Annotated in this window: 10 protein-coding genes and 1 pseudogene; 1 reads left to right on the top strand and 10 read right to left on the bottom strand. The window is 72.5% G+C overall.

Going from position 1 to position 11,724, the window contains the following annotated elements; translation table 11 throughout:
• The first annotated feature begins 135 nt into the window (after positions 1 to 135).
• On the top strand, positions 136 to 906 hold the full coding sequence (ddaH, locus tag ACWKZU_RS13245) for a dimethylargininase (RefSeq protein ID WP_449282797.1): 771 nt from the start codon (positions 136 to 138) through the stop codon (positions 904 to 906).
• Between the two features lie 3 nt (positions 907 to 909).
• Here ddaH and ACWKZU_RS13240 read toward each other — a convergent pair whose 3' ends face one another.
• The 10 genes and pseudogenes from ACWKZU_RS13240 to ACWKZU_RS13195 form a co-directional block, all read right to left on the bottom strand.
• Positions 910 to 1,710, bottom strand: a complete 801-nt coding sequence (locus tag ACWKZU_RS13240) for an IclR family transcriptional regulator domain-containing protein (RefSeq protein WP_449282796.1) — start codon at positions 1,708 to 1,710, stop codon at positions 910 to 912.
• A gap of 80 nt (positions 1,711 to 1,790) precedes the next feature.
• Complete coding sequence (locus ACWKZU_RS13235; protein WP_449282795.1) at positions 1,791 to 2,960, bottom strand: thiolase family protein; 1,170 nt, start codon at positions 2,958 to 2,960, stop codon at positions 1,791 to 1,793.
• Positions 2,961 to 3,056: 96 nt separating this feature from the next.
• The gene (locus tag ACWKZU_RS13230; RefSeq protein WP_449282794.1) at positions 3,057 to 3,701 is read right to left on the bottom strand and encodes a 3-oxoacid CoA-transferase subunit B; all 645 of its coding nucleotides are present in this window, start codon (positions 3,699 to 3,701) and stop codon (positions 3,057 to 3,059) included.
• Positions 3,702 to 3,886: 185 nt separating this feature from the next.
• Positions 3,887 to 4,543: pseudogene (locus ACWKZU_RS13225) on the bottom strand (3-oxoacid CoA-transferase subunit A); the annotation flags it as partial.
• Positions 4,544 to 4,782: 239 nt separating this feature from the next.
• Positions 4,783 to 5,796 (bottom strand): FUSC family protein, encoded by a 1,014-nt coding sequence (locus tag ACWKZU_RS13220; protein WP_449282793.1) that lies wholly within the window; start codon positions 5,794 to 5,796, stop codon positions 4,783 to 4,785.
• Positions 5,797 to 5,834: 38 nt separating this feature from the next.
• The gene (locus ACWKZU_RS13215; RefSeq protein WP_449282792.1) at positions 5,835 to 6,524 is read right to left on the bottom strand and encodes a TetR/AcrR family transcriptional regulator; all 690 of its coding nucleotides are present in this window, start codon (positions 6,522 to 6,524) and stop codon (positions 5,835 to 5,837) included.
• Between the two features lie 108 nt (positions 6,525 to 6,632).
• A complete protein-coding gene (locus ACWKZU_RS13210) occupies positions 6,633 to 7,433 on the bottom strand; it encodes an ABC transporter ATP-binding protein (protein WP_449282791.1) in 801 nt (266 codons plus the stop codon).
• A 14-nt stretch (positions 7,434 to 7,447) separates the two neighbouring features.
• Positions 7,448 to 9,238, bottom strand: coding sequence for a dipeptide/oligopeptide/nickel ABC transporter permease/ATP-binding protein (locus ACWKZU_RS13205; RefSeq protein ID WP_449282790.1), 1,791 nt, complete (start codon positions 9,236 to 9,238; stop codon positions 7,448 to 7,450).
• Positions 9,231 to 10,271, bottom strand: coding sequence for an ABC transporter permease (locus ACWKZU_RS13200; RefSeq protein WP_449282789.1), 1,041 nt, complete (start codon positions 10,269 to 10,271; stop codon positions 9,231 to 9,233). Before ACWKZU_RS13200 ends, ACWKZU_RS13205 begins: the two co-directional genes overlap by 8 nt.
• Positions 10,271 to 11,689, bottom strand: coding sequence for an amidase (locus tag ACWKZU_RS13195; protein WP_449282788.1), 1,419 nt, complete (start codon positions 11,687 to 11,689; stop codon positions 10,271 to 10,273). Before ACWKZU_RS13195 ends, ACWKZU_RS13200 begins: the two co-directional genes overlap by 1 nt.
• Positions 11,690 to 11,724: the final 35 nt, after the last annotated feature.

The raw sequence follows: 11,724 nt of genomic DNA, 5'->3' as shown, positions 1-11,724 counted from the left end.
TTGCACTGCCCATGAAGCCCGTCATCCCGCCTGAGGTCCGTGAGGGCCGCGGCCGGCCCACTCACGCCCAGCATAACCCGGCGCCCGCTACCCTGGTGAGAGATCCCGTCCGGAGACCCAGAGGAACCCGCAGACATGTCCAGAATCGCCCTCGTGCGCCAGCCCAGCCCCCTGCTCGACGACGGCATCGTCGACCACATCGAGAAGGTCGCCGTCGATCTGGACCGGGCCCGCGAGCAGTGGCGCGGGTACGTCTCGGCGCTGCAGCTGCACGGCTGGGAGACGATCGAGGTGGACCCCGCGGAGGACTGCCCGGACTCGGTCTTCATCGAGGACACGGTCGTGATGTTCCGCAACGTCGCGGTGATCAGCCGGCCGGGCGCCGACAGCCGCAAACCCGAGACCGAGGGCACGCGACGCGCGCTCGCCGGGCTCGGCTGCCCCATCGCGGAGATCCGCGAGCCAGGCACGCTCGACGGCGGCGACGTGCTGAAGATCGGCGACACGGTCTACGTGGGTCGCGGCGGCCGCACCAACGCCGAGGGCGTCGCCCAGCTGCGCCGCATCCTCGCCCCGCTCGGCGGCAGGGTCGTCGCGGTGCCGGTCACGAGAGTGCTGCACCTCAAGACCGCGGTGACGGCGCTGCCCGACGGCACCGTGATCGGGTACCCCGACTACGTCGACAACCCGGCGATCTTCGACCGCTTCCTGCCCGTACCCGAGCCGCACGGCACCGCGGTCGTCTGCCTCAGCGACTCGGAGCTGCTCATCTCGGCCTCGGCCCCGCGCACGGCGGAGCTGCTGCGCGGGCTGGGGTACACGGTCGCCGAGGTGGCCATCTCGGAGTTCGAGAAGCTCGAGGGCTGCCCCACCTGCCTCTCCGTGCGGGTGCGCTGCCTGGACTGAGCTCTACAGCAGGCGCAGGTCGCTCTCGATCGCGGAGACCGTCTCGAGCAGCAGCGGCAGGTGGTGCTCGCGCAGCCGCTCGATCGAGGCCCGGCTCGCGCTGGTCGAGACGTTGACCGCGGCGACGACCCGCCCGTCGCTGCCGCGCACCGGCGCCGCCGCCGAGCGCAGGCCCGCCTCGAGCTCTCCGTCGACGATGGCCCATCCCCGGTCCCGCACCCGCGCCAGCTCGGCGCGGATCCCGGCCGCATCGGCGATGGTGCGCTCGGTGAGCGCCGAGAGCTCGCTCGCCTCGAGCACCGCCGCGATCTCGGCCTCCGGCAGCGCCGCCAGCAGCACGCGCCCCATGCTCGTGGCGTAGGCGGGGAAGCGGGTGCCGATCGTGATGCCGACCGTCATGATGCGCCGGGTGGGCACACGCGCCACGTAGACGATCTCCGTGCCGTCGAGCACGGCCGCCGACACCGACTCGTCGACGGCGCGGGAGAGCCGTTCGAGGTGGGGCTGCATCGTCTCGGGCAGCGAGAGCGCCGAGAGGTAGCTGAAGCCGAGCTCGAGCACCCGCGGTGTGAGCGCGAAGCGGCGGCCGTCGCTGCGCACGTACCCGAGCGTCTCGAGCGTGCGCAGGAAGCGGCGGGCGGCCGCGGCGGGGATCTCGGCGCGGCGCGCCGCCTCGCTGAGGGTGAGCTCGGAATGCTCGGCGTCGAAGGCGCGGATCACGGCGATGCCGCGCGCGAGCGACTGCACGAAGTCGTCGCTCGCCGCTTCGCCCGCGGCGCTCGCCGCACGGTCGGATCCGCTCACCCGTTCACACTATCGCGTGCGGGGCGCACCCGCCCGGGGCCGGGTCCACCCGCCCGATCCCGATCCCGACCCCACCATGCCTACCGCTCGAGCACGACCGCGAGCCCCTGGCCCACGCCGATGCAGATGGCGGCCACCGCGACGCCGCCGCCGCGCCGCGCGAGCTCGTGCGCCGCGTGGCCGATGATGCGGCCGCCGGAGGCGCCGAGGGGGTGGCCGATCGCGATCGCTCCGCCGTGGACGTTGAGCTTCTCGGGGTCGAGATCGGGCCAGCCCGCGAGGCAGGCGAGCGACTGCGACGCGAACGCCTCGTTGAGCTCGACGATGTCCACGTCCGCCCAGGTCCTCCCGGCCCGGGCGAGCGCCCGGTTGGCGGCCTCGATCGGCGCGATCGGGAAGTCGTCGGGATCGACGCCGTGCGCCGCACGCCCCGCGACGCGGGCGAGCGGCTCGGCATCGAGTGCGCCCTCGGCCCCCAGCAGCACCGCCGAGGCGCCGTCGTTGATCGACGAGGAGTTCCCCGCCGTCACCGTGCCGTCCGCGGCGAACAGCGCCTTCAGCCCCGCGAGCTTCTCCACGCTGCTGCCGTCGCGGATCCCCTCGTCGCGCGCCAGCTCAGCGCCGGGCACCTGCACGATCTCGGCGTCGTACGCTCCGGCCGCCCAGGCCTCGGCGGCGAGCCGGTGCGACCGCACCGCGAACGCGTCCTGCGCCTCGCGGGTGATGCCCCGCTCGCGCGCCGTCTTCTCCGCCGCCTCGCCGTTGGAGATGGTCCAGTGCTGCGGCAGCGCGCGGTTGACCATGCGCCACCCGATCGAGGTGTTCCACAGCGTCTGGTTGCCCACCGCCGGCCACGGCTTCGACGACTTCTCCATCACGAACGGGGCGCGACTCATCGACTCGACGCCGCCCGCGAGCACGAGTTCGGCGTCGCCCGACTCGATCGCGCGCGCACCCTGGATCACGGCCTCGACCGACGACGCGCAGAGCCGGTTGACGGTCACACCCGTCACCGAGGTGGGGAAGCCGGCGAGCAGCGCCCCGAAGCGGGCCACGTTGCGGTTGTCCTCCCCCGCCTGGTTCGCGTCGCCGAAGATCACGTCCGCGATGCGCGCGGGATCGATCCCGGTGCGCTCCACGGCCGCGCGCATCACGGTCGCGGCGAGATCGTCGGGGCGGATCCCCGACAGCGCGCCCGCGGCTCGGCCGAAGGGGGTGCGCACGGCGTCGTAGATGTAGGTGGAGGTCATGCTGGTTCCTTCATTCCTGTCATCCTGCGGCCGCGGAGCGGATCGCAGGACCTACTGCGTCGGATGAGATCCTGCGACTGCGCGCAGGATGACGGGCTACATCGCGTCGGCGAGCTCGAGGCCCGTCAGCGCGCGCAGCTCCTCGAGGGTGTTGTCGCCGAACAGCTCGCGCACGGCGAAGCCATCGGGGGTCACGTCGAAGATCGCGTGGTCGGTGTAGACGCGCGACACGCAGCCGATCCCCGTGAGCGGATAGCCGCAGGTCGCGACGAGCTTCGACTCGCCCTGCTTCGTGAGCAGATCGGTGAACACGAAGACGTCCTTCGCCCCGATCGCGAGATCCATCGCGCCGCCGACCGCGGGGATCGCGCCGGGCGCCCCGGTCGACCAGTTCGCGAGGTCGCCGTTCTCGGCGACCTGGAAGGCGCCCAGCACGCACACGTCGAGATGCCCGCCGCGCATCATGCCGAACGAGTCGGCGTGGTGGAAGTAGGCGGCGCCGGCGACCGCGGTCACGGCCTGCTTGCCGGCGTTGATGAGGTCGGGATCGACCCGCCCCTCCTCCGGTGCCGGGCCCATGCCCAGCATGCCGTTCTCGGTGTGGAGGACGATCTCCCCGTCCTCCGGCAGGTAGTTGGCGACGAGCGTCGGGGCGCCGATCCCGAGGTTCACGATCGCCCCCTCGGGAATGTCGGCGGCGATGCGCGCCGCGAGATCCTGCCGGCTGATCCTCGTGGTCATCGTGCCGCCTCCCCTGCTGCCGTACGGTCTGCCGACGCCGCTGCGGCGGGACCCGACTCAGCGCCTGAGGCCGCCGCAGCGGCCGAACCCGATCCGGCGAACGCGATGCGTTCGCTTGAGATCGGGTTCCCCTCCAGATCCACACCGCCGACGAACTCGCCGTCGCGCAGCCAGCGGCGCTCGCCCACCGCCACGACGCGGTCGACGAAGATGCCCGGCGTCACGACGGTCTCGGGATCGATCGCCCCGAGCTCCACGAACTCGTCGACCTGCACGATGGTCGTGGCGGCGGCCGTCGCCATGATCGGGCCGAAGTTGCGGGCCGTCTCGCGGTAGACGAGATTGCCCCACCGGTCGGCGCGACGAGCGCTGATGAGGGCGAAGTCGGCGCGGATGGGGTACTCGAGCGCGTAGACGCGGCCGTCGATCTCGCGGGTCTCCTTGCCCTCGGCCAGCTGGGTGCCCACACCCGTCGGCGTGAAGAACGCGCCGATCCCGGCGCCCGCCGCACGGATGCGCTCCGCGAGGTTGCCCTGGGGCACGAGCTCGAGCTCGATGGCGCCCTCGCGGTAGAGACCGTCGAACACCCACGAGTCGCTCTGCCGCGGGAAGGAGCAGATGATCTTGCGCACCCGGCGCTTCGCGAGCAGGGCCGCGAGCCCCACATCGCCGTTGCCCGCATTGTTGTTGACGATCGTGAGCCCGCTCGCGCCCTGGGCGATGAGCGCGTCGATCAGCTCGACCGGCTGCCCCGCGCGGCCGAAACCGCCGATCATCACGGTCGCCCCGTCGGGGATCCCCGCGACGGCCTCCTCGACCGTCGGCACTCTCTTGTCGATCATCCGCTCGCTCCAATTTTTCGCTCTGCGAACTACATTTCGTTTATCGAAATAATGATACTCCGCGACGCGCGCGGTGGGAACCCCCGGCGCACCGTCGGACGCCGGGCCCCGGCGCGCCGCGCTTCCGCCTCGGCGTCTCCGCGGTCGATCGCGCTCACGGCGCGAGCCATCGCGCTCGCGACGCGGCTCATCGTGCCCGCGACGCGATGCAGAACGGCGATGGACGCGGCGCGCGGAGATCAGGCGCGCCGGTGGATCAGACCGGTGATCACCGCGAGCGCCGATCCCACCGCCGTGTCGACCACCCGCTCCCAGGCCGCGAGCGACACATCGGCGGTCCCGGTAGCCGCGGCGGTGATGAGCAGCACGAGCGGCGTGATGAAGACCAGCGCGAGCGCGTAGTTGCGCACCACGACGAGCTCGATCCCGAACTGCAGCAGCATGAGCAGGACGACGAGCAGCAGCGGGATCGCGCTGAGCGGCGCCAGGGCGACCGCGAGGGCGGCGCCCAGCAGCGTGCCCACGGTGCGGTGCAGCCCCCGTCCGATCGCGAAGCCGCGCGAGGGGGTGAGGCCGATCACCGCGACGCCCGCCGAGACCGTCCAGTAGGCGCGGTGCGGATCGAGCAGCAGCATGGTCGCGAGCGTGCCGAGCACGGCGACGACGGCGATGCGCAGCACCAGTTCGCGCTCGCCCGCTCCGAGCCACGGCCCCGGCAGCAGCTCACGGAGCGGGCGCACCGGGCGTGCGCGCTCCGCGCGCCGCAGCAGCGGGGTCAGCGCGACGAGGTACGAGAAGAGCGAGCCGCAGGCCATCGCTGCGAGGAACGTCCAGGGCGAGGTGAGACGCGCCCCGTCGACCACCGCAGTGATGTTCGCCGACAGGCCGTAGCTCAGCACGAAGAAGACGGGGCCGGGCGGGCCCAGCCTGAACGCGAAGGCGAGCGCGCTCGTGCACACCGTCACCGCGACGATCCCGGCGGCGAGCAGCCAGGGCCACGGGGAGAAGACCACGCCGAGGGCCGCGCACGCGAGCAGCACCCCGCCGACGACGGGCAGCGCCTTCGCCCGCTCCGCCGCCCCGGCACCGGCGAAGAACAGCGCGACGAAGGCGCCCGCTGCCGCCTGCAGGCCGATGTCCTCGTGGCCGAGCAGTGTGAGCACGCCGAATGGCACGCCGATGGAGAGCGCCGCGCGGGTCGCGATCCAGCGCCGCGGAGCGGGGCTCGGCGGCAGCGCGAAGAGGCTGCGCACCGCGGCTCCGCCAGCGCGCGGTGCGCGATCCCCCACCGTCACGCGGCGTCGGATCGAGCGGCGGCGGCAGCGGCCTCCAGGATCAGCCGCACGCCGACCCGGTAGACCTCGACGTCGCCGAGCGCCAGTATGCGCTCGCGGTGCCGGCTCGCGGTCGGGTGCGTGTCGTCCGACGCGACGCGCACGTCCTCGGCCCAGGCGCGATCGGCCTGCTCCTCGCCGTACTCGATGCGCGATCGCGCGATCGAGCCGCTGAAGCTCAGCACGTAGCTGGCGTACAGCGTGTAGAACTCGACGAGGCGGTCGTCGCGCAGCCCCCCGCGAGAGAAGGCCGCGAGGATCGCCTCGATGATGTCGGTGCTCTCGGTGAGGATCGCGGCGGCGTCGGCTCCGATCACCGGATAGCGCAGCCGGATCTCGAGCCCGACCTCGGCGATGTCGGTGAGCACATCGCGCCAGTCGCGCGCCGGATCCGTGTCGACGCGGGCGAGCGTCTCCACGGCCTGCGCATCGACGAGCGCCGTCATCAGGTCGTTCTTGCTCGTGAAGTGCCGGTAGATCGCGCTCGGGTCGACTCCGAGCTCACGACCGAGGTCGCGGATGCTCAGCCCGTCGACACCGGGGCGCGCCGCGAGCTCCTGCGCGGAGGCGATGATCCGCTCGCGGCTCAGCCGTGCGCGTCCGCCGGTGCGGCGCCCGCCGTTCGCGGTCGCGATCTGCTCCGTCATCTCCTCCGCCTCACTTCCGTCGTGCGATGTTCCTGTCTCCCATCCTGCCCTGAATGGCGGCGCGCGGCGCGCACGCCACGTCGGAGGCGCGAGCCGCGCGGCCGCCGCTCAGTCCAGGCTGAACCCGGGGCCGCCGGGAACGGAGGCGAGCAGGCGTTCGGTGTACGGGTGCTCCGGCCGCCGCAGCACCCGATCCCCCGCGCCCTGCTCCACGATGTCGCCGTGCAGCAGCACGACGACCTCGTCGCTCACCTGACGCACCACCGCCAGGTTGTGGCTGACGAAGAGCACCGTCAGCCGCAGCTCCTCCCGGAGCCGGGCGAACAGCTCGAGGATCTCCGCCTGCGTGGAGAGGTCGAGCGCCGAGGTGATCTCGTCGGCGATGATCAGGTCCGGCTGCACGGCGAGCGCCCGCGCGATCGCGATGCGCTGCCGCTGCCCGCCCGAGAACTCGCTCGGGTACCGCCCGATCGCCCCGTCGTCGAGGGCGACGAGGCGCAGCAGCTCGCTGATCCGGTCGCGGTGCTCGCGCACCGAGGCCCGGCGGGGATCGAGCGCCTCGGCCAGAGTCTGGCCGATGGTGCGCCGCGGATCGAGCGAGGAGTAGGGATCCTGCGGAATGAGCTGGATCCGGCGCCGCAGCTCGGTGCGGCGCCGCCCCCGCGCCGCCGAGATGTCCTCGCCGTCGAACAGGATCGAGCCCGCCGAGGGCCGGTGCACTCCCACGACGGTCTTCGCGATCGTGGACTTTCCCGAACCGGATTCGCCGACGAGGCCGACCGTCGTCCCCGCCTCGATCCGGAACGAGATCCCGTGCAGCACGCGCGTCGCGCGGATGCCGCGCCCGAGCACCACCTCGAGGTCTCGCACCTCCAGGCGGATCTCCCTCCGGTCCGCTGCGCTCTCCATCGGCGTCTCCTCGCTCATCCTTCGCTCCGTTCCGACGATCCCGCTCCGGGAGCGGCCGCGGCGTCCGCGGGCACCGCCGCCGTCGCGCCGATCTCCGTCGCGCCGACCTCCGTCGCTGCGATCCCCGGCGCCGCCTCGTGCACGATCGGGTCGTCCATGCGCGGCGATGCCGCCAGCAGCTGCTGCGTGTAGGGGTGGGCGACGCGGCCCGCCTTGAGATCGGCCCCCGTGAGGCGCTCGATGATCTCGCCCGAGCGCATCACGAGCACGGTGTCGCAGAGCTCCTGCACCACGCCGATGTCGTGCGAGATGAACAGCATCGCGGTTCCCCGGTCGCGGTTGATGCGCCGGAACTGGCGCAGCACCTCCGCCTGCACCGTCACGTCGAGCGCCGTCGTCGGCTCGTCGGCGACGATGAGCTTCGGCTCCGTGAGCACGGCCGACGCGATCGTCGCGCGCTGCAGCATGCCGCCCGACCACTGGAAGGCGTGCTGCTTCATCCGCATCTCGGCGTCGCGCACATGGATGCGGTCGAGCGACTCCCGCACCTTCTCCCGCGAGGCGCGGCGGCCGAGACCGAGGTGCAGGCGTGCGACCTCGGCGAGCTGGCCGCCCATGCGCAGCGCCGGATTGAAGGTGGTGCCGGGGTCCTGATAGACGAGCCCCAGCTCGGTGGCGAGCCGCTTGGGGCGGTTGCGCCCCTGCAGATCCATGTCGTCGAGCCGCACGGTCCTCGCCTCGGAGCGCACCCCGTCGGCGAGGAGGCCCGCGATCGCCATCGCGGTCATCGATTTGCCCGATCCGGACTCGCCGACGAGCCCGAGCACCTCGCCGCGGCCGATCGCGAAGCTCACGCCCCGCACCAGCTCCGATCCGTTCGGCGCGTACACGTGCAGGTCGTTCACCTCCACCAGCGCCTCCGGTGCGGCCGCAACCGGCTCGCGCTCGGTGCGGTCGAGCCGGTCGGCGAGCTTGGGCGCGCGCAACCCCGGATCGAGCGTCTGGGCGAGGCCGTCGCCGATGAGCATCACGGTGATCCCCGCGTAGACCAGCATCGTCGCGGGGGCGATCGCCTGCCACGGCTGGGAGTAGATGCCGGTGAGCCCGTCGCTGAGCAGCTGACCGAAGTCGAACGCCGGACTCTGCACGCCGAGGCCGACGAAGGAGAGGCTGGCGATCTCGAGCAGCGCGAGGGCGAAGCTCGAGGTGATCAGCACGAGCAGCGGCCCTGAGATGTTCGGCAGCAGGTGCCGCGAGAACAGCCGGAACCCGGGCACTCCGAGCAGGCGCGCCGTGGTGACGAAGTCGCGCTGCGCGACGCCGGCGACCATGTTCGACGTGAGACGGGCGAAGCTCGGGATCCCGGCGACGCCGATCGCGATGACGGCCGAGAGGCTGCCCGGGCCGAGGATCGCCGCGACCACGAGCGCGAGCACGAGCGCGGGGAACGCCACGGAGGCGTCGATGATGCGCAGCACGAACTCGCGCAGCAGCCGCGGGGCGAGCCAGATGAGGCCGCCGATCAGCACGCCCACGATCACCGAGAGCGCGGTCGCGCCGGCGGCCATCAGCAGGGTGAGCCGGGTCGCGACCAGGGAGCGGGCGAGCACGTCGCGGCCGAGCGCGTCGGTGCCGAGCAGGTGCTCGGGGCTCGGCCCCTGCCGCGAACCGCCGCCGAGCGCCTCGGCCTCGGAGCCGAGCACGATCGGGGCGACGATCGCGACGAGCACCAGCGCGGCGCCCATGACGAGGCCGGCCGTGAGCGAGGGCGCGAAGCGCCGCCGGGTCGTGCCGGGTTCAGCCATGATGTCCTCCTCCGAGCGTGCGCGGATCGATGATGCCGAGCACGATGTCGACGAGCAGGTTGATGAGGATCGCGAGCGAGCCGATCACCAGGATGATCCCCTGGATCGTCGGGTAGTCCTTGTAGATGATCGACTGCACGACCTCGAGCCCGAGCCCCGGGTAGGAGAACACCGTCTCGATGACGACGGTGCCGCCGATGAGGCTGGCGAGGATGAGGCCGGTGAGGGTCAGGGTGCTCGCCATCAGATTCGGCAGCGCGTGCACGATGTAGAGGCGCAGGGCCCGCAGCCGGTGCCCCCTGGCGGTCCGCATGAAGTCCTGCTGCAGCACCGTGTAGGTCTCCTGCCGCACGACTCGCGCGACGGCGAAGGTGGGGCCGAGCGCGAGCGCCGCGACGGGGAGGATCGCGTAGCCCGGGCGGTCGACGCCGCCGGCCGGCAGCACGCCGAGCCAGATCGCGAAGACGATCACGAGCACGGTGCCGGCGACGTACGCGGGGAACGATGCGAGGAAGCCGGCGATCGTGCCGAACACGGTCGACAGGGTGCCCCGCTTGCCGCCGCGGGTGAGCACTCCTACGAGCATGCCGAGCGGGATCGCCACGAGCAGCACGACCACGATCGAGCCGACCGCCAGCGTCGCGGTGTACGGCAGCTTGGTGGAGATGATCTCGGACACCGGCACGCCGTAGCGGAAGGAGCGGCCGAACTCGCCCTGGAAGATCCCGCCGACGAAGCTCGCGAACTGGGCGAGCAGCGGCTGATCGAGCCCCATCCGCGCCCGCAGCGCGGCGACCGCCTCCGGGGTGGCCTGCGAGCCGAGCATCGCCACCGCGGGGTCGCCGGGGATGAGCGGGACGATGAGGAAGGTCACGACCACGAGCAGCGCGGCCGAGAGCGCGAGCCCTCCGAGGCGCCGGTAGGCGAAGAGGGCCCAGTCGGAGCGCAGCCAGGATCGCGAGCCGCCGCGCGCGGCGCGAACCGTGGCGATGTGCCCGGTGGAATCGCCGGGCAGGAGGGTCGGGGCCGCCATCACGGCGCTCCCACGGACGGGGCGATCCGCTTCGCCCAGTCGAAGACCGGCTCGAGCTGGGAAGCGACGCGGATCAGCTGCGCCTCGCCGAACGGAGCCCCGACGAGCTGGGCGCCGACGGGGAGACCGCGCTCGTCGGTGTGCACCGGGAGCGAGACGGCGGGGAGCCCGGCGATGTTGACCCAGGCGGTGAAGCTCACCTGGCGCGCCTCGGTGAGCCGGGGACCGTCGGGGGTGAGGTTCGCCTCGTCGTAGACCTCGCCGACGAGCGGGGTCGCGACCGCCATGGTCGGGGTGAGCAGCAGATCGAAGTCGCGGCCGAACTGGGCGTTGACCCGGCGCGTCTCCCACTGCAGCCGCCCGGCGAGCTCCGCGTACTCGCCCGAGTGGAAGCGCTTCGCCTGCTCGATGCGGTAGCGGATGTAGGGATCGACGAGCTCGACGTCCTCGTAGGGCGAGGCGAACACGCTCGCGCTGATCACGAGATCGACGAAGCCCTTGCCCGCCTCGGGCGAGAACAGGAAGGGGGCGACCGGTTCGACGATGTGCCCGAGCGCCTCGAGCGCGGAGGCCGCGGCGTGGGCCGCGTCGAGGTTGGCGCGGTCGACGGGGAGGCCGGTGGGCGGCTCGATCACGAGCCCGATGCGCAGCCGGCCGGGACCCGCGCCCACCTCCGCGGAGAACGGGCGCTCGGGCTGCGGCGCCGAGTACCAGGCCAGCGGATCGAACGGCGAGAGCACGTCGAGCGCCGCGGCCGAGTCGGCGACGGTGCGGGTGATCACCCCGGAGGTGGTGGAGTGCTCCCAGCCGCGCACCTCCGCCGGCACGCGCCCGCGGCTCGGCTTGAGACCGACGAGTCCGGTCACGCTCGAGGGGACCCGGATCGAGCCGCCGCCGTCGGAGGCGTGCGCGATGGGGGCGAATCCGCCGGCCACGGCGGCACTCGCGCCCCCGCTGGATCCGCCCGAGGTGTAATCGAGGTTCCAGGGGTTGCGGGTCTTGCCGTGGCGCGGATTCTCGGAGGCCGTGAGCGGCCCGAACTCGGGGCTGTTCGAACGGCCGAGCAGCACGAACCCGGCCTCCTCGAGCAGCCGCACGTCGATGTCGGTCTCCTCACGGGGAGCGTCCGAGACCGACAGCGACGACATCGTGTTCGGCTGGCCCGCGACGCTGCTGAGATCCTTGACGGGGATGGGCACGCCCTCGAAGGGGCGGCTCGTGTCGCCGGCGCGCACCCGCGCCTCGGACGCGCGCGCCCGGCGCAGCACGTCCTCGCGATCGAGCCACACGATCGCGTTGACCGCGTCGCCGCGGCTCTCGACCTGCTCGAGGTACATCTCTGCCACCTCGACGGGGCTCGCCTCGCCGGCCCGGATGGCCGCCGCGATGTCGAGCGCTGAGCTGGTTGGGGTGATCATGGAACCTGACTTTCGACGCTGGGAGGAGAACGGGG

The organism is Leucobacter sp. (genome assembly GCF_053528595.1).
This window is presented reverse-complemented; position numbering and strand designations above follow the sequence as displayed.

What these genes read in the sequence shown, in the direction of transcription:
- ddaH (WP_449282797.1), top strand. Translation starts at nt 136, where the DNA reads ATGTCCAGAATCGCCCTCGTGCGCCAGCCCAGCCCCCTGCTCGACGAC.
- ACWKZU_RS13235 (WP_449282795.1), bottom strand. Translation starts at nt 2,960, where the DNA reads ATGACCTCCACCTACATCTACGACGCCGTGCGCACCCCCTTCGGCCGA.
- ACWKZU_RS13230 (WP_449282794.1), bottom strand. Translation starts at nt 3,701, where the DNA reads ATGACCACGAGGATCAGCCGGCAGGATCTCGCGGCGCGCATCGCCGCC.
- ACWKZU_RS13215 (WP_449282792.1), bottom strand. Translation starts at nt 6,524, where the DNA reads ATGACGGAGCAGATCGCGACCGCGAACGGCGGGCGCCGCACCGGCGGA.
- ACWKZU_RS13210 (WP_449282791.1), bottom strand. Translation starts at nt 7,433, where the DNA reads ATGGAGAGCGCAGCGGACCGGAGGGAGATCCGCCTGGAGGTGCGAGAC.
- ACWKZU_RS13205 (WP_449282790.1), bottom strand. Translation starts at nt 9,238, where the DNA reads ATGGCTGAACCCGGCACGACCCGGCGGCGCTTCGCGCCCTCGCTCACG.
- ACWKZU_RS13200 (WP_449282789.1), bottom strand. Translation starts at nt 10,271, where the DNA reads ATGGCGGCCCCGACCCTCCTGCCCGGCGATTCCACCGGGCACATCGCC.
- ACWKZU_RS13195 (WP_449282788.1), bottom strand. Translation starts at nt 11,689, where the DNA reads ATGATCACCCCAACCAGCTCAGCGCTCGACATCGCGGCGGCCATCCGG.